This window comes from Paenibacillus sp. WLX2291 (assembly GCF_046603665.1).
Classification (GTDB): Bacteria; Bacillota; Bacilli; order Paenibacillales; family Paenibacillaceae; genus Saccharibacillus.
Genome location: NZ_CP176755.1, coordinates 2,723,473 through 2,742,750, shown reverse-complemented (window position 1 = coordinate 2,742,750; position 19,278 = coordinate 2,723,473). Strand labels below are relative to the sequence as shown.

General features: G+C 45.5%; 12 protein-coding genes. 9 read left to right on the top strand and 3 right to left on the bottom strand.

Translation table 11 applies throughout. From position 1 onward, the window contains the following. Positions 1-177 precede the first annotated feature (177 nt). From ACDE64_RS11725 to ACDE64_RS11705, 5 genes are all read left to right on the top strand, one after another. Positions 178-975 (top strand): NRDE family protein, encoded by a 798-nt coding sequence (locus ACDE64_RS11725; protein ID WP_411350153.1) that lies wholly within the window; start codon positions 178-180, stop codon positions 973-975. A gap of 70 nt (positions 976-1,045) precedes the next feature. Next, positions 1,046-2,044 (top strand): ROK family protein, encoded by a 999-nt coding sequence (locus ACDE64_RS11720; protein WP_411350152.1) that lies wholly within the window; start codon positions 1,046-1,048, stop codon positions 2,042-2,044. 507 nt (positions 2,045-2,551) lie between these two features. Continuing rightward, complete coding sequence (locus tag ACDE64_RS11715) at positions 2,552-3,781, top strand: MFS transporter (RefSeq protein WP_411350151.1); 1,230 nt, start codon at positions 2,552-2,554, stop codon at positions 3,779-3,781. Position 3,782: 1 nt separating this feature from the next. Then, positions 3,783-3,926 carry a hypothetical protein gene (locus ACDE64_RS11710; protein WP_411350150.1) on the top strand — a complete coding sequence of 48 codons (144 nt, stop codon included), beginning with the start codon at positions 3,783-3,785 and terminating at the stop codon, positions 3,924-3,926. A gap of 186 nt (positions 3,927-4,112) precedes the next feature. After that, the gene (locus ACDE64_RS11705; protein ID WP_411350149.1) at positions 4,113-4,763 is read left to right on the top strand and encodes a sugar O-acetyltransferase; all 651 of its coding nucleotides are present in this window, start codon (positions 4,113-4,115) and stop codon (positions 4,761-4,763) included. A 147-nt stretch (positions 4,764-4,910) separates the two neighbouring features. Here the strand turns inward: ACDE64_RS11705 and ACDE64_RS11700 are convergent, their stop codons facing one another. Beyond that, positions 4,911-5,270 (bottom strand): MmcQ/YjbR family DNA-binding protein, encoded by a 360-nt coding sequence (locus ACDE64_RS11700; protein WP_411350148.1) that lies wholly within the window; start codon positions 5,268-5,270, stop codon positions 4,911-4,913. A 374-nt stretch (positions 5,271-5,644) separates the two neighbouring features. Here ACDE64_RS11700 and ACDE64_RS11695 point away from each other — a divergent pair, with 374 nt between their 5' ends. Next, positions 5,645-8,770 carry a cadherin-like beta sandwich domain-containing protein gene (locus ACDE64_RS11695; protein WP_411350277.1) on the top strand — a complete coding sequence of 1,042 codons (3,126 nt, stop codon included), beginning with the start codon at positions 5,645-5,647 and terminating at the stop codon, positions 8,768-8,770. Between the two features lie 247 nt (positions 8,771-9,017). On the opposite strand, the gene ACDE64_RS11690 is transcribed toward ACDE64_RS11695, so the two are convergent. Next, positions 9,018-10,514 (bottom strand): glycoside hydrolase family 43 protein, encoded by a 1,497-nt coding sequence (locus tag ACDE64_RS11690; protein WP_411350147.1) that lies wholly within the window; start codon positions 10,512-10,514, stop codon positions 9,018-9,020. 311 nt (positions 10,515-10,825) lie between these two features. Between ACDE64_RS11690 and ACDE64_RS11685 the strand changes: the two genes are divergently transcribed. The 3 genes from ACDE64_RS11685 (at position 10,826) to ACDE64_RS11675 (ending at position 16,508) form a co-directional block, all read left to right on the top strand. Next, positions 10,826-11,674, top strand: a complete 849-nt coding sequence (locus ACDE64_RS11685; RefSeq protein ID WP_411350146.1) for an ArsR family transcriptional regulator — start codon at positions 10,826-10,828, stop codon at positions 11,672-11,674. 118 nt (positions 11,675-11,792) lie between these two features. Further along, a complete protein-coding gene (locus ACDE64_RS11680) occupies positions 11,793-12,359 on the top strand; it encodes a GNAT family N-acetyltransferase (protein ID WP_411350145.1) in 567 nt (188 codons plus the stop codon). A 453-nt stretch (positions 12,360-12,812) separates the two neighbouring features. Beyond that, positions 12,813-16,508, top strand: coding sequence for an S-layer homology domain-containing protein (locus ACDE64_RS11675; protein WP_411350144.1), 3,696 nt, complete (start codon positions 12,813-12,815; stop codon positions 16,506-16,508). Positions 16,509-16,780: 272 nt separating this feature from the next. On the opposite strand, the gene ACDE64_RS11670 is transcribed toward ACDE64_RS11675, so the two are convergent. After that, positions 16,781-18,733 carry a hypothetical protein gene (locus ACDE64_RS11670; protein ID WP_411350143.1) on the bottom strand — a complete coding sequence of 651 codons (1,953 nt, stop codon included), beginning with the start codon at positions 18,731-18,733 and terminating at the stop codon, positions 16,781-16,783. Between the last annotated feature and the right edge of the window lie 545 nt (positions 18,734-19,278).

The window sequence follows — 19,278 nt, the reverse complement described above, 5'->3', positions numbered from 1 at the left end:
GGCAAATATACGAAATAAAATCTAAAACAGTGATAGACATAAGCCAGCCGTCATGCGGTTGATAGGACTAAAAATTCAGCAAAATCTCGTATATCGTGAATGATACTGTTGCTGTGGTACAATGACTGCATACATATTGCATCGTACCCACTTTTCGACAAAGGAGCGTATCCACTCATGTGTCTCATTTTATTCGCATATCACGTACATCCTCGGTATCCACTCATTATGGCTGCGAATCGGGATGAATTTTATGAACGTCCGTCTGCGCAAGCGCATCGCTGGGAAGACGCGCCGCATATTATTGCCGGGCGTGATCTATTGAAGCTAGGGACGTGGATTGGTGTCTCGGATAGCGGGCAATTCGCAGCGTTGACTAACTATCGTAATCCATTGGAGCAGGCAGATGGGAAGAGATCGCGTGGGGAATTGATCGCCCATTTTCTAAAAGAACAACAGACGCCAGCGGAATATATACAGCAGATGGCAGATGACCGTGACCAATATCCGGGTTACAATCTGCTAGTTGGTGATCGGCAGAGCCTGTATTATTACTCCAATGTGGGCAATGAGATCCAGCCGCTGCAACCGGGCATCTATGGAATTAGCAATCATCTGCTGGATACGGACTGGCCCAAAGTACGCTCCGGCAAATATGGACTGGATCAGATCGTTCGCCACATGGATGAGCAGGAGATCGATGAACAGCAATTGAGCGATCAGCTGTTTGCACTGCTGCAATTAACAGATCGTCCAGAGGATGAAGGCTTGCCCAATACTGGCGTATCGCTGGAATGGGAGCGACTGCTATCATCCATCTTCATTGACAGTCAGGAGCAAGCGTATGGCACACGTTCTTCCACCGTTCTGTTAATGGGTGAGAAGGAAATGATCTATCGCGAGCGCGTGTATTCGCCGGATGCACGACCAGAAAAACGATTTGTCATCCCTTTTTCAAAGGAAAATAATAGATGAGCAGAATTGATATAGATATCATTCTGCTAGATCGATATGAAATATACAACGTGTAACGAATGAGGTGTCTATGAAAAACGCGAATGCCAATCTGATGAAAGAAATTAATCTAAATAATGTGCGTCAGGTGATGAAACGCATAGAGACTGCGACCAAACCGCAACTCGCCTCTTTGACCGGGCTGAGTGTGGTTACGGTAAATTCGCTAATCCGCGAACTGTTGGAACGCGGCGAAATATATGAGGACCAAACCGTGCCATCCAATGGTGGACGTCCAGCACTAACGTATCGCTATAATTATAATTTTAGCCTTGGTCTGGTGATTGGTATCAAGGATGAGCAGGGCAAGATACTGATCTCTGCTATTGTGATCAATCTGGAAGACGAGACGATTTTCAAAAAAGAGCAGGCAATTCCCGTCTTTGAGCAAGAGGAGCTGTTCCAACTGATCGAAGAGTGTCTGTCGCAACATGGCGATATCAAAGTAATCGGCATCGGTCTGCCAGGACAAGTAATGGACGGTGTAGTCGCAGTCAGCAGTCACCACGAACTGGAGGGAGTACATATTATCCAGCTGGTGGAACAGCGATTCGGTCTGCCTGTATTGCTAGAAAATGACGTGAATGCTGCCGTTAGCGGCTATTGTGCGAGGCATGATCTGGAGGGAAACGAGACGGTAGTGAGTGTATATTTTCCACCGCTGCATCCACCTGGTATGGGCATTCATCTGGACGGTCAGCTTGTACGTGGCAAAAATGGTATGGCGGGTGAGATTAAATTCCTGCCTTTGTCTATCGATTGGTATGCGTCGATGGAATCTACGGCATTTGCCGATATTGCTTGTCGCATTATTCAGTCGGTCAATGCTATTCTGGCACCGGAGCGTGTAGTGATGTATCAGGAGCTGTTAACGGATGCGCAGTGGGAGCAACACTGGCAATCATATCAACAACAATATGTGATGCCATCGTACCCGGATGTCGTGCTGGAAAGCGATTTTCAGCATGATTTTGAAGCAGGCATGCGCTGGCTGACGCTAAAGCAATTGACCCCGTCATTGAGTTATTAATACGGAATGATTGATGCGGAATATGCTCACGGAAGGTGCATGATTGCTTGTATGGAAGCTCATCATTTCTATGGAAACAGATATGAGTGTATAGAACCACATTGGATTCTGTAGCATTCAACGCTGTAGCATGGATTCCATGGAGCTACATTCGCAGGATATTCGTCATATGGTCGACTTTTTCAATGAGCATGGCGTGGATTTCTATCCGGAATCGAATTCGGCGTATCTTATAGAAGCGTATCCTTTTTTAGAAACGCATGCTTTCTATTTTATGCATCTCAACATCAACTATTGTATTCATCCCCTGTCATTGCGGCAGGGGATGTTTGCTTTTACAGTCCAGGAAGCGTCACATGTCATGTATCTTTCAATTACAATATATATTTACAATCACTTTGTATTTATAAGCATTAAATAAAATATCTTTATAAAGTTAATTTATTATGATATCATTCGGGCAGCGGCACTGTTTACAAATTTATTGTCGGGCGAGTGAGGGGTCAAATGGCAACATGGTTTTTGATGATTATTTATATGGCTTTTATTAGTTTGGGTCTTCCGGATTCCTTATTAGGCTCCGCATGGCCTGTAATGTATCCAGACCTGCATGCTTCTCTTGGATCAGCGGGCATCATTGCAATGATTATTGCAGCGGGTACGATTGTATCCAGTCTGTTCAGTGGTAGATTGATTGCAATGATCGGTACGGGCAAGATTACGCTGATTAGCTGCCTGATGACAGCGGCGGCGCTGTTTGGCTTTTCTGCGGCACCATCGATGTTGTGGCTCATAGTGCTGGCGATTCCGCTTGGTCTTGGCGCAGGCGCAGTCGATGCAGCGCTCAACCATTATGTGGCAGCCAATTACCAAGCGCATCATATGAATTGGCTGCATTGCTTTTGGGGAGTCGGCGCAACGATGGGACCGATCATTATGTCGTATTCTATCGCGACCAACGACTCTTGGCGTAGCGGTTATTTGACGGTGGCAGGCATTCAACTGGGGCTTGTCATTATTTTGCTAATTACGTTACCACTCTGGTCAAAAGTAGCTGCTATTCATGCGAGAGAACAAGCAGAATCACCATTATCTTCAGCAGAACAGAATGACAACTGGGAACAACATAAGGATGCCGCAACCATGAAGAACCGTAATGGCATTCTCAACCTGCACGGGATCAAGCCGACACTGGCGGCATTTTTGCTCTATTGCGGAGTGGAGATGACAGTTGGTCTGTGGGGAGCGAGTTATCTGGTAGGTGCCAGAGGCATAAGTGCTCAGACAGCAGCGGCATGGGTTTCGCTGTATTATGGCGGCATTACGGTTGGTCGCTTCATTACAGGCTTTATTACGCTGCGTGTAGGTAATACGATGCTGATCCGCTGCGGACAACTGATTAGTATTGTTGGCGGGATTATTTTGCTACTACCGATGGCAGATGGTTTGGCACTGGCAGGGCTGATCTTGATCGGTTTGGGCTTGGCGCCGATCTATCCGGGTTTGCTGCATGAGACACCTACGCGGTTTGGTAAATCCAACTCTGCCAAGCTGATGGGCTATCAGATGGCGGTCGCGTATACAGGTACAACGTTTTTGCCGCCATTGTTTGGATTGCTCGCTACACGTACGAGTGTTGGCATGTTTCCATGGGTAGTACTGGTATTTCTAGTGCTGATGTTATACAGCGCTGAGCGAGTAAACCGAATATTATCGTACCGGAAAGGGAGGAATTAAGATGTTAGTTTCGATCATTGCATTAGTGCTCATCTGCACGCTGTTGAGTGCTATCGTATGGATTGGCGCGTACAGCTGTATGAAAATGTCCAACGAAGAACCAAATATCCGCAGCATTCGCTGTGCGGATGACTGGTTTGAATAACTAGTGTACGATTGTTCTCCATATGTGAAAACACATATTAAAACTCGAATAAGCATATTTACGACTGTGTACTTTATAAATAATGTTTATAAAGTCACCTTGCAACGATAGCAGTTGCGATGATAGAGTAGCTACAACAATCTACTTCATATAATGATCTGACTATGAACAAATGGAGCTGAACATATGAGTGAGGAGCAACGTATCTTTGACGGCAAGCTATTCTCGCCTGCTGACCCAGAATTAAAAGCCATCAAGCTGAAAGCGCATAATTGGAGCAGTCAGTACAGTCGCACTTTGGAAGATGAGACGGACGAGCGGGAGCGGATTTTGCAGCAGTTGATCGGGAAGATGGGAGAGCATAGCTTTATTCAAGGCCCTGTCTTTTTCCATTATGGGGTGCACACTGAGATTGGGCATCATTTCTTCGCTAATTACAATCTGACGGTGCAGGATGATGCCAGAGTAACTATTGGAAATCATGTGAATTGCGGACCGAATGTGACCATTGTAACGCCGATTCATCCGATGATCGCTTCTGAGCGGCGGCAGATGCTGGATCAACATGGGCAGCTGAAGACGCTCTGTTACGCCAAGCCCGTGGTGATCGGTAACGATGTGTGGTTGTCTGCGAATGTGACCATTTGCGGTGGAGTAACGATTGGCGATGGTTGCGTGATTGGAGCAGGTAGCGTAGTGACACAGGATATGCCGCCGAACACATTTGCCGCTGGTGTGCCGTGTCGGGTCATTCGCGAGATTACGGAAAAAGATAGTATGGCGTTGCAGCCAGATATTTTGGGTGGTTGTCGTGTGATTCAGGATGAGTCTGACTAACTGAGTATGATGTGCATGGATGTATGTCTCAAGAGATGTAGATCTGAAAAACACAATCCCGATACCAAGCGTAACGTGTGAACCACGAATGCCTTGGTATCGGGATTGTGTTATGTGGAAGTCGAATCTAGTCGCTCAACAGCTAATCTATGTCTTTTCTTTGGACGACTTGCGTATGCGCGGCAGGGTAAGCGTATAGCTATGATAGATCATATCGTGAATATCTTCTTCTGGAATGGAGCCATCCAGAATGATCGAATTCCAGTGATCTTTGTTGAGATGATAGGCGGGAATGACGGACTCATGCTCCTGCCGAAGAATATCGATCAGTTCCGGTGTTGCTTTGACATTGATCCATGTATGACCTTGCCGCTCAAAGATCCAGGCAAATATTTTCCGATTCTGCTCATGGCGAATCACCGTCCAACCGCTATCGCGAAATGGATAATCCTCATAACTCTGAGCCAGAGTCAAACAGTGATCAATCGCTTGCTGACGCGTTTGCATCGTAAGATTCCTCCAATTCCGCGAGTTGAATAGTATTCGATACTCGCTATATTATATTCATTATGGCGTATGTTGTATCATTTGAACATTCATATCCAGATTCCATATTATTATACACATCTGAATTCCGATATAGATTTCGCACAACAAGCTGATACACTAAAATTCGAAGTGAAATTTCGATTGTTTCAGCAAAGGAGGGAAGTTACAATCACATAACGCCCTAAAATGTTAACGTAAACATAATGAGTTTTTTATTTTTGTAAGCGTATTCAAAAAATCTATATCAACCTATTCTGAAAGGATTGATGCTGATGAATTCCGCTTCAAACACAAATGACAACATGCAATCGTCTAGTACATCATCTTCGCACATGATAGACTCTGTTCCATCTGCAACACCACCACATCGGAGAAAACCGGTTCGCCGCTATACCCGCTATCTGATCATCCTACTTGTTATCATCCTATCTGTTCCGGCATTGCCCGGCGCTTCTGCTACTGTTCATGCCGCAGACGCCGACCTTGTAAATGAGAACTTTGCCACGTACCCGCAAGGAGCATTCACAGTAGGCAGCGGCAACGCTTGGAGTAAAGAAGGCAATACACCAGACATTCAAATTAACCGCGATACCGTTACAGGCATAACGTATGCTGCCATGAGCAATCCAACCTCCGGCTCCGTATACGTTGGTCAACGCTTTACGCCGCAGAGTGGAGGCGTAACGATCTCATTCGATGCACGCATCCCGAGCAATAATGGCGGTTCGTTCTACGCAATGGATGGCAAAATTAATGCTACCAGCGCCACCGGCATCAATTATGCGCTTGGCAGTGGAATCATCAAGCGCGCTGGTTCTTCGTCCTTCTCTATTCCTTATAGCACGTCACACTGGTATCGATTCAATTATGTGCTGAATATTCCACAAAAGTCATATACGACTTCCATTACTGATCTCACAACTGGAAGTGTAGTCGCCAACTGGCAGGAGACGTTTACCGGAAGCGCTACGCGAATTAGCAGTTTTGGCTTTTACCTCGGTCGTGACGGCGGTTCCATTCAGCTCGCGAATATGAAAGTAACTGCGCTGGATCTGGCGCTAACAGATTTGAAAGTGAGCAGTAACGGGTTCACACCAGCATTAACACCTACTTTTGACCCTTCGGTTCAGAATTATCAGCTGGATCTTCCACATTCCAGTCAGTCTCTGTCCGTTACACCGCAGGCAAGCAATGCAGAGCATGTGCGCCTGACAGTAGCTGGACAAACAGCAAACAGCGGCTCATCGATTCAAGTGCCTATTTCCGAATCATCTACAACGATTCCGGTCAATGTCACCTCGGATACGTACACAGGTATTACGCGGACGTATACATTAACCGTCAATCGGTTGGAAGCATCACCAGAGCTGCAATACGTAGATACGGAGCCGGATAATGGCAAAGTACGTATCGGCTGGCAGGAAAATATCGATCCAACTTACAAAGAAGCCCACATTTACCAATTGGACAAAAAGCAACGCCCGCAACTGGTGAACACCGTGAGCAAAAATACGTATATCGCAACCATCGATAAGCTGAAAAACAACACAACCTACACCTTTATCGTGAAAGCAGCCTATACCGATGGTACCGAATCCGATGGGGTAACCGTACAAGCAACACCAGTCAAGCTGCCACCACGTCAGATGGAATATCTGAATCGTGGACTGATCGCTATTCAGCAGCCGGGTGGCGTCTATGTGAGCTGGCGCTTACTTGGCACTGACCCGGACAATGTCGGTTTCGACCTGTACCGCAATGGCAAAAAGGTCAACACATCTACCCTTCGCACAACGACGAATGTTCAAGATCCAGGCGGTACAGCAACATCCACCTACTATGTACAAACCGTCGGTGGCAAAAATAGTCCCAAACGCTCGGACACAGCAAAAGTCTGGAGCAGCGATCACTTGAGTATTCCACTTCGTAAGCCAGCAGATGGCGTTACCGTAACTGGCGAGGTGTATACGTACCGTGCCAACGATACAACCGTTGCTGATCTGGATGGAGATGGACAATACGAGATCATTTTAAAATGGGACCCAAGCAATTCCAAAGACAACTCTCAGAGTGGTCATACCGGTAGTACGTTAGTAGATGCATACCGACTGGATGGTACGTTTATGTGGCGTATCAATCTAGGACCGAACATCCGGGCAGGTGCGCACTATTTGGATATGATGGCGTACGATCTCGATGGTGATGGCAAAGCCGAAGTCACATTCCGCACCGCCGACGGTACAATTGACGGGCAAGGTCATGTAATCGGCGATGCGAATGCGCGTTATGCCAATTCAGGCGGTTACATTATTACCGGTCCAGAATACCATACGATCTTTGAAGGGACGACTGGACGCGAGCTGGCAACCGCAGATTATGAGCCAGCGCGTGGGAATATTGGCGATTGGGGCGATACGTATGGCAACCGGGGCGACCGTTTCTTAGCGGCAATCGCTTATCTGGATGGCGAGCATCCAAGTATCATTATGCAGCGTGGCTATTATACACGGATGGTGCTGGTCGCTTACGATTGGCGCGATGGTAAACTGACCAAGCGCTGGACATTTGATTCCAACACGCCGGGCAATGAAGGCTATGCCGGACAGGGCAATCATCAGCTGTCAGTAGCGGATGTCGATCATGACGGACGCGACGAGATTATTACGGGTGCTGCCGCTATTGATGACAATGGCAAAGGATTATGGAATTCCGGCTTGGGACACGGCGATGCAATGCATGTCGGCGATCTTGATCCTACCCGCCTCGGTCTGGAAGTATGGGCAGTACAAGAGAATACGAATGCCAAATACTCCGCCGATCTCAAAGACGCCAAAACTGGTCGTGTCATCTGGGGTCAGCCACAGATTGGCATTGATGTCGGACGTGGCTTGAGCGCAGACATCGATTCGCGTTATCCTGGCGAGGAGATGTGGGCGATTGACGGCGAATGGAACAGTACAACCGGCGGGCTGTTTACTGCACAAGGACAGAAAATCTCCAATTCCATTCCATCGTCCAATTTTGCCATCTGGTGGGACGGCAATCTGAGCCGTGAACTGCTGGATCATAACTGGACGACAACACCGGAGCGCCGAGGTGTACCAAAGATTGATAAATGGAACCCAGCTACGAATCAATTGAGCAATCTGGTAACCTTTTCGGGTACACTTTCCAACAACGATACGAAAGGAAATCCGGCATTACAGGCAGATATTCTAGGCGATTGGAGAGAGGAAGTAGTACTGCGTAATGAGGACAGTACCGAACTGCGCATCTATTCCACCACTGCGCCAACCGATGTTCGTCTCGTTACATTGATGCACGATCCGGTGTACCGATTGGGTATCGCATGGCAAAACACTGGCTACAATCAGCCACCGCATACAAGTTATTATCTTGGCAACGGTATGCAGCAACCGGAGCGACCGAATATTGTTGTGGTACAAGCCAAAAATTAAATCAAACCATCGTATACCAAATGGATAATATCATCTATTAATCAATTATAGTAAACAGGCATCCGCCATGTACGGATGCCTGTTATTTTTCAATCTGAATACCAACATATATAGCTGCATTTGAAACCTTTAATATTATTTCATGTCATCGTATATCCGGAGCATCAATTGTTGTATTCAATATAGTCAATCTTTGTGGAAGGAGGCAGATCATAATTCGGTGTGCGAGATTGTCTGCAAAGCAATATTATCCATACGTACATTCAAAATTTTTAAACTCTGCTACTGCTCCAGCACCATACGCGTACAGCCCGATAAGGACACCTGTAAATCCACCAGCCACTTCCGAGGATAAATACTTAGTTTGCGCACAGCCCAGTGACACCTGCCGATTATTTTGCACAGTGAAAAATGAATACTTCTCCCGCGTTGCTTCAATCCTCAGCTGCATCGGTTGATTCGTATCCAGCGCCACACGCTGTTGAACCGACTGAATATCACCAACCCGTAGCCGCACGAACACTTCACGATACGATCCCTGTTGAATCATCGCCAATTCATAATGATGATGCTCATCCATATACAGCGTCATTCCAGCTTCACCATCGCCATCATACATCTGCACATCACAGGAGATAACAGCATCAAAATCACGTTGCCGCAGACCAATCCAGGTCGGCGAGTCTGCGTCATCCAATGACACGTTCGTTCCAGTTAATAGTAGCCGCTTGTCTTCTAATACATAATGCTCCTTATGAGGATGACGCAGATAACACCAATCTAGCTGCCAATCGGTATGCTCAAAAGTATACCGTTTCAGCTCCGACTGAATCACATCATCAGCAATCCGATCTGTTTCAAAAGTCAGCACTGTCGTACCATGCTCTCCAGCAGTAAACCAGCCGTCCTCCTGAAAAGTCACCGGACTGAGAAATACTTCACGTCCCAGATGATGATACGTCTGCCAGCGCCCAATCTGCCGAAAACCAAGATGGAACATCCACCAGTTCCCCTGATGATCCTGCACTAGATCGCCATGCCCCACACCTTGCAGCTCATACCCGCCCAGATTGCGATTGGTTAGCACGGGATTATGGGGATACGGTGTAAACGGTCCATTTACTGATGAACTACGCGCATACGTCTCCATGTGCCCATACTCTGTACCGCCTTCAGCAGCAAGCAAATAATACATATCATCAATCCGATACATATGTGGACTTTCCAGATACCGTCCGCCTGTACCTTGCCAGATCGTGCGACTAGGTGTTAATTTGCGTCCTGTCTCGATATCGATCTCACACTGTACAATACCAGGAATACCTTCATCATCCTGTCCATTACTCATAAAATACGTCCGGTCTTCCTCAAAATACAAATCAGGATCAATCCCGCCCTGATCGACTTCAATCGGCTCCGACCATTCCCCGTAAATATCGTCCGTCCATATGTAGAAATTATGACGCGTCGTATCATTGGTCGTCGTCATATAAAAGCGTCCGCGATGATGACGAATCGTAGGTGCAAATACACCGCCAGAGCTGTTAATCTGGTTCAATTGCACCTGACTGCTGCGGGTCAAGCAATGCCCAATCTGCCGCCAATTGATCAGATCGGTACTCTCAAACAAAGGAACACCGGGAAAATATTGAAACGAACTGCATACGAGATAATACGTATCATTCACCTTGCACACACTCGGATCAGGATAAAAGCCTTTCATGACCGGATTATTATAGCGCATAAAAACCTCTCTTTTCTAAAATGGTATGCGTACCATTTCACTATTATTTACCTAGTTGAATATTTGGAATTAAGCGGTTGCAACCTCAACACATTAAACACCAGCAACACACACCTTTCAAGAGCATAACGCTTGTTATCGCAATCAATTTGAGTTAAATTCATATACATGTGAATTCAACAGCTCTTGCTAAGTAAAAGAATATTCCAATTCCTATTCCCAACAAGGAGTGAAGACCGCTGAAAGCCAACGGCGACGCATTATCTATCCGTTTGTACGAAGCACTCGCCAGTACCGTCCGCTGGCGAATCATGGAGCTACTTACCGTCAGCGAAATGAGTCTCAAACAACTGTCTAACGAACTGAAGCTCAGCCCATCGATCGTAACGATGCATGTGAGTAAGCTCGAACAGGCACAACTGATCGGCAGCCGCAGAGTACGTCGTAATGGCGGAACGCACAAGCTTTGTTTTCTGTTGGAGCAGTATATTCATATCACTTTGCCAACGGTCGAGCAACCTCTTCACAGCATCGAGCATGTGATTCCGCTTGGGCATTATACCGATTGTCATATTCAGCCTACGTGCGGGATTGGTACATGGGAAAAGGAGCTAGGCATCTGGGATGATCCGTCATATTTTCATCATCCAGAGCGAGTGGAAGCGGCTATTATATGGTTTGCGAGCGGCTATGTGGAATATAGGGTGCGCAATCGTTTAACATCATCACAGCAGGTGGAGAAGATTGAGTGGATCGTTGAGATTGCTTCTGAAGCGCCCGGATTGCGAGATACGTGGCTGTCTGATATTTCATTTACCCTCAATCACATTCCGCTTGGCAGATGGAGAAGTCCGGCTGACTTTGGCAGAGCGGCACGTGGACGGTATACACCATCATGGTGGCATCGCAATCTGAATCAATACGGTCTGTTGAAAGTCATTACAATCGATCATATGGGTACATATATAGATGGGGAGTGGATGTCAGACGTCACGCTTGCTGATCTGAATGTGTACGAACCGTATTGGACGCTGCGACTTGCAGTGGAGGAAGATGCCGAGCATGTCGGCGGATTGACCTTATATGGAGCCGGGTTTGGCAATCATGATCAGGACATGCTGTTGCGCATTTATGCGAAAGAAGTATCAGATAACGTATAATGTATTGATATATTCTATCGCTCATTCGAAATATTCAATTAGTCCCAGCTCGAATAGTAGTGATAGATTAGAATATAAATAATCCGATCAATATCATCGGAATGATGAGGTGAACACTATGAGTGACGTATACCGTTTGGCAACATTGGACGATGCAGAGCGCGTGCAGCAGATTATATACGAAGCGTATGTTACGATTCGCGAATTAGGATTAAGCTGGCCAGCCGCTAATGCGGATGTGCATATGATTCAGGAAAATATTACTCACAATAAGTGCTATGTGCTGGAGCAGGAGGGTCTGATTACCGCTACGATCACACTAGCCAATCCAGAACGCTTCAAGGAATTGACTGATTCTACGGGACTGCCGTTTATTATGTGGTTCGCTGTCGATCCGAATGTACAAGGAACCGGGGCTGGTAGTAAGCTGTTAGATTGGGTAGAGCAGCAGATTATTCGTGATGAGGTTGGCGCACCGGCTGTGACATTGGGAACATCGGAGAAACATCCGTGGCTGCTGCCGATGTATCAGCGGCGTGGGTATGAAAGTATCCGTGTTCGCGATGCAGGGCAAGGGGAAGGACCGATGCATTTGATGCGCAAAGTCGTACATCCTGAACGTTTCGAGCAATTTAGCGCTGAACGTAAACAGGCAGAAGCAGAACAGACTCCTACCTCTTCTTGACGTGTACCAAGATTGTCTTGTATGTCGATCAATGACGAAGAGGAATCCACTAACAATCTACAATCATCTATTCATAAAGAGCAACTTCAACAGGAGTTGCTCTTTTTTACGTTAATTTTCCAAAATATTTATAAATTGCTATACATTTTGAAATATATATTTCCGATGAAATCATCAGCAGATACATATGTACACGACTCGCGAGTGGATCAATCTATATCCACAAGACTGCTATGCAATTATTTTAATACGTAATTCGTTGTTTAAACCAGTTTATCTGATTCTTTTATGTAAAAAAATGGTATGTGTATGGTATCTGTTCATATACCTGATTCTGGTTGACTCCATTATAGAAAGAAGGGGACGGCACCGACATTCATAACATAGCATCGTTTATCGCGCAGGATGAGTCGATCTACATGATTATATATCGCTATGGAGGCTGATGAGTAAATGGTAAAGCGTATTCAAAAGGGCTTAAGTTTTACACTGGCAGTTGTATTGCTATTGACTTGCGGACTGAATATCGGAGCAAGTCGTACAGCGGAAGCAGCACCGGTAGGCAATTATGTGTATACCGAACTGGCAACGAATATTACAAGCTCACAAGCTACACTGAATGCGAATGTCACCGTACAGAGCAATACGTATACAGCCAGTAATGAAACGATCTATTATTGGCCGCATGTGGATGGCGTAACGACACGTCCTTCTAATGCAGTAGCAGCATCGTCGATCACAGTCTCACCCAATGGCAACTTCTCCGGTAGTGCCACTGGACTGACACCGCAAACAAGCTACGATTATCAGGCAAGTGCGGTTGTGACATATCCTGATTCCACAGAGCATACGGTACTAGGAAGCATCCAGAACTTCTCTACACTGATGAAAGTGTATCAGATCGTTTCGCTGGAAGATCCGCCACAGCTGAACGTACCGAACATGACGAACAAGGAGAACCTGACTCTTCCTCAAACGATTACCGTTACACTGGATGATAATTCGACTCGCACATTCCCGGTAACATGGGACTTGTCCGATTATGATTCCTACACCGGTATTGAGGACTGGATTTTGAAAGAATCCGGTGGATATCGCTCCTTTGACGGCGAATTGACATTACCAAGCGATGGTTCCGTCGAATACGCGTCTAATTATTATGTACGTCCTCGTTTGGATGTCTTTGTCGATTATCCAAATTTGACAGCAATTACAGAAACACCGAAGAATATCACAGTTCCAGAAGGCTCCACCTTGTCAACAGTCAAAGGATTGCTGACCAAAAATTTAAATATGTCCTTTGATAATGGCAAATCGGCTGTTACTCCGGTGAAATGGGATGACGGGACACCAGCTTTTGCGGGTACTCCGGGAACCTACACATTCGTCGGCACACCAGCATGCTTTCAGCTGACATTGGCTTCTGAATCGATCAGTAACAGCAAATCCATCCAGTCATTACAAGCAGATTGCGGATATTATAATCCTAAGAATCTGACAACAACAGTGACCGTAACGGTTGTTCCATATCTCTGGCAATTAGTAGGACCAGCAGGATTTGCTGGACCAGCACAAGGGCTTTCCTTTGCTCAGAATGCTAGCGGTGAAGCATATGTTTCGTTTGCCGATTCAAACCATAACAATGCGATTTCGGTTATGAAATACAATGGCACATCATGGGAGTATGTAGGTGCACCAGGATTCTCCGACAAAGCGGTCGGTGGTCGTACGGTTGTGAAATTTGACCCTGCGGACAATACCACCCTGTATGCTGCGTATACGGATAAAGAAACGAACAAACTGGTTGTATCCAAATTCAATGGCACTAGCTGGGCTCCATTGCTGGCTACCAATGTCACTGTCTCTTCATCGACACTGTTTGACTTTTATGTCATTTACAACTATCCATTGCTTGCATTTGCCGATCAGGATCAAGCAGGTTCGTTATCCGTCATCGGATACAACGGTAACACATGGGAAAATATTGGTCAGCGCGGATTCACGAAGGGAACGGTAGAGTCGCTCTTCATCTCACAAAGCTATCTCAGTCCCGCAACGATCAACTTTACACAAAATGGAGAACTGCATCTGGCTTATGTGTCCGGCAATAATATATGGAAAACGATAGCTCAAACGGGCACACCAATCTCCTTGTTAACTCAGACTACGAATAGTAACGGCAGTTCCTTTATCGCATATCAAGATGCCAATGGAATTCAAGTCAAAGAAGTCGCATATGACGGTTCAGGCTGGTACTCCTATGGTTCAGGTTCCATCACATCTAGCCCTGCTCAACTGCTTGCCTTGACATTTGACAGTAAAAATGTCGCCTACATCGCGTATGCCGACAGCAGCAACGCTGGCAAAATCACGGTCAAAAAGTTCAGTGGACAGCAATGGGTGACTGTTGGTCAAGCAGCATTCACAACAGGTAGTGCGTCCGAACTGAAAATTCAGGTTATTAATGGCGTGCCACATGTAGCGATCGTAGATAACACACAGCAAGGCAAAGTAACCGTTCTGAACTTCCGTGCATACAATCAAATTTCCATTCATACTGCGGAAGCAACGAATATTACGAAAACATCGGCAACCGTAGGTGGTAATGTCTCGAATACAGCGACCGTAACGGGCGTCGTGTACGGAACAAGTGCCGACTTCTCTGGTGAGACATTCACAGTTATAGCTCCAATCAACTCGGGTGGTTATTTCTCCACAGATCTGACTGGATTGAAAGAAAATACGAACTACTATGTACGTGCGTATGCCGAGACACCTGCCGGTATCATCTACGGAGATACAGTTACATTCAAAACAGTGAAATCCAAAGATACGGATTCCTCATCTTCATCAGGTTCTATTTCTGGAGATACTGCGAAAGTCGTTATTACGAATACAAGTAACGGTGGAGTGAGCAACGCACCAATTACCGATAAAGTCGGTAAAAACCTGAAATTGCTCGGCAAATTGTACAACGCCAATGGTGAAGCTGTGAATGTACCTGAATTTACAGTGAATACAGATGGCAGCTTTAGCGTTCCGAGTGTACCATCTGGTACGTATCGCCTTGCGCTGAGTGTGATTGCACCGAATGGCGAGCGTCTGGCAGGACAGTTGGCAACGATTCGTATCAGCTCCAGCGGTTCGGTCACGATTGATGCGACACTGATTGACCCATATGGTGTCATTACCGATGCTTCGACAGGGAAAGTGATCGAAGGCGCAAAAGTTACCTTGTACTGGGCAGATACCGTGCTGAACCGTTCCAAAGGACGTACGCCAGGAACGATGGTTACATTGCCGGAACTGCCAGACTTTGCACCGAATATGAACAAAGACCCTCAATCCAGCAATGCAAATGGACAATACGGCTGGATGGTTTATCCAGAAGGCGACTACTACATTCTGGGTGAAAAAGACGGCTATCTCGCTTTTGATAGCCGCAAAGATAATGTAGAAGCTACCTTCGGCACAGACAGTTATATCAAAGACGGTAACATTCATGTCGGTCAAACGATTGTAGAATACAGCTTCAAAATGTCGCCTGTTACATCGCCAGCAGATAACGGCGCAACAAGCGAATACGATCCGTATATGAAAGGTTACCCGGATGGCACCTTCCAACCAAGCAAAAGTGTAAGCCGTGCCGAAATCGCTGCCGTGCTCAGTCGTACGATGATGAGCAAAGAATCAGCAGGTGGTAGCAATGTTTCCTTTACCGATCTGGGAACAGTAAACTGGGCAGCCAGTGATATTGCTACAGCGGTACAACAAGGCTGGTTGAAAGGAACCGGCGATCGCAAATTCCAACCATCCAAAGCAGTAACTCGTGCTGAAATGGCGCAATTGCTGTCCAATGTGTACGGATGGACATCCAATACGAGCACATCGTCTACATTTAGCGATGTGAACGGTCACTGGGCACAGCAAGCAATTACGAATGCACAGGCACAAGGAGTTCTGACTGGTTATGCTGACGGTACATTCCGTCCAAACCAACCGATCACCCGTGCCGAAGCAGTTACGTTGATCAACAAATTACTAGATCGTCCAGCATATACACCGACAACAGCCAAATGGAGCGATGTACCAACATCGTACTGGGCTTACGGTGATATTATGGCAGCTTCGGTAAAGCATAGTATGTAAGAGAATCGTATGATATGATAAAAGCTTACAGATAGACATGATGAAGCCCATAGACAGGTGCAGTTACGACCTGATCTATGGGCTTTTATATTATATGCAATAACAGGTGATGTGGAATAATCAGTTACACTCAAACATGATGATGTCATAATCGTACATCGTGCAGGGAACAGCAAACTATATGAAGCGAAACAACATTTTTTGATTAAGCTATCGAATGTACAGTACAGATCCATTTGAATAGGGGGTTCATCATCTCTACTACTGATACATCAAGGAGTGAGCCGAATATTCGGTGTCGGTGGTATACTCATACCTTCCCCAAGATAATAATCCGTTAAATGAGACTGTACGTAACCTTTGATCGTCATGCTGTTGCGATACGCCGGATTTTGCGCCAATGTGTAGATTCGTTGATCGGTTGGAGTAGAGGTCGTGAAAATAATTAGTTTAGAATAATCTCGATCCACGAGTACCACTTCCTCACGCCAGTCGCCCATAATATCTCCATAAAAAACAGGGAACTTGCGACTATTTTGAATCGCATTCTGATATTTGTAGGCAGTGACTAATCGGGTAGTCGAATTGTTTTCATAATTCCATTTTTCAATTCGAGTATTATTATAAATTTCGCTGGACAGATCGCCATCCCACCATAGTCGAAGCGCAGGCCAAGGTTGTTGACCCGGCTCGGTAATCTGCGTATTATTTGTTCCGTTATAGATGCCAGAGAACGACCATACTTCATAGCCCGGATAACGTGGATCGATATCACCTACATCGCCGCGTCCGACATCAGGTGCAGGCGGTTCCTGGCTATGTTGCCAGTACATCTTGCCAGTATCGGCATTGTAATAATATTCAAGCAGACCTTTGGCATTCAGCTGTTGAATTCCATATGCTTGAAGACCGGGCGTATTGGGATCGAATTTACCGATATAGAAGCGATCTCCATGTCCAACATTATCTTTGGCAAGGGAATACCGAAGCGTGCCATCTCCATTAAGCACAAAGCCAACCTCTGCAATCTCGTCAGTACCGTTACCATCTACATCAATAATGCGCATCTGGTGTCCGTCTGAGGCTGCCTGCGATTCACGTAGCCATTTCCAGTCCATTGTCAGACGATTTCCATCATAATGGTATGCGGCAAATAATAGGTCGAATTTCAAATCAGGACGACGATTTTTGCCCATGACGACAACACTTGGTGTTGTTCCGTTTAAGTAACCAATCCCCAGTTGTACAGCCAGAGAACCGGTAGCAATATAATCTTCTGGCAATGGTGCTGTACTTTTAATCGTACCTGTCATACCGTCCAGAACAGCAAGCCATTGTTTTTTATTATTATCGTCTGTCCAGACTGTCCCATCCGGGAAGCTTACACCATTCGCGATTTTTAATATGACTTCTGCCTTACCGTCACCGTCCAGATCGTATACATTTATCCCATCCAGCATACCAACATCGATCGCAGCAGAACCCGGTCTCATCGAGCTTTTGTCACTGCTGTTGGGTCCCATATCGATTGTCCATAGCAGCGTACCATCACGCTTATAAGCTTCCAAGGTTTGTGGGGTAGTGGATACGCGGTCAACGACATAATCGTATTCGTGATCACCGTCCAGATCGCCGACCCACACATTGCGAATTTGGGCACCTTTTTTCAGAGGAACTGTGATTAATGGTTGATTAGCTGCATTGGCGGCAAGTGTAAAGGTATCGCTTGCTTGTTGCTCTACACCATTGATGACTGGTTTAACAAAATACGTATTATCGAGTTTGCGATTTGCTGTTGTATCTGTGTAGTTTGTACCTTTAAATAGCACATCAGGATTAACTTTGACAGCAGATAATGAATACGCAGCATCAGTTACTGATAATGAAGCGATATCTACTGAATCTCCATATACATCTGTGATAGGCTGATGAACGGATTCGTAAACATTTTCAGTAACCGTGTTATTTGTAGGAGAAGTAGAAACACGATACACATTGAATCCGATATTAGCAGGATCAAGAGCAAGCAAGCGCCAACTGATGAACACACTATAGCCGCTGCGAACGGCAACAATACCACGTCCCAAATTTTCCATTTGACGTGGACCTTGAACGGCTTCAACTGTAGAAACGGGATAGTTGAAGGAAGTAATCAATAAAGCCAATATGATCCATAGCTGCCAACCTTTTTTGTACCGTTTGTAATACGAATTGTGTTGTCTCATTTTACCCCTGCCCCTCATGATGTGTATGTATAAGCCAGAATGTCCACCAATCAAATGATTGATTTTAAATATGCTGGCGATACTTAATTTATTATGTGTCGTTTTTGAGAAATTGTTTATCATGCTACAGGTACAACTTTAAAAAGTAAAAAAGTATGCCATTATACATAGATAAAGTTGTATAATATTGCATTTAAGTGTATATAAATAAAGTTATTTGAAATAAAAAGTGGCTTTATACCTTAAATACGTTTCGGAAAAATTATAAATAAATGGTTAAACGTCTAAATAATGCATAAATGTGAATAGAAGGTGAAAGCGAATTCGTTGGAATGTGCTCAAGAAGCTACAAGACGGCGTCATCCGCAATTACTTCCACAAAGATTACATCGGCAAAATGCTAGAGCAATTGCTCAGAAAGAAGTATTTTCATTTTGATAAGTCAATTTGATGATATATAAGGAAAACTGATCATGTACACCTTTTACGCAATCACATAAGATGCAACCATGGCTTGCTTTAAAATAGGCACTTAACAAGAAAGT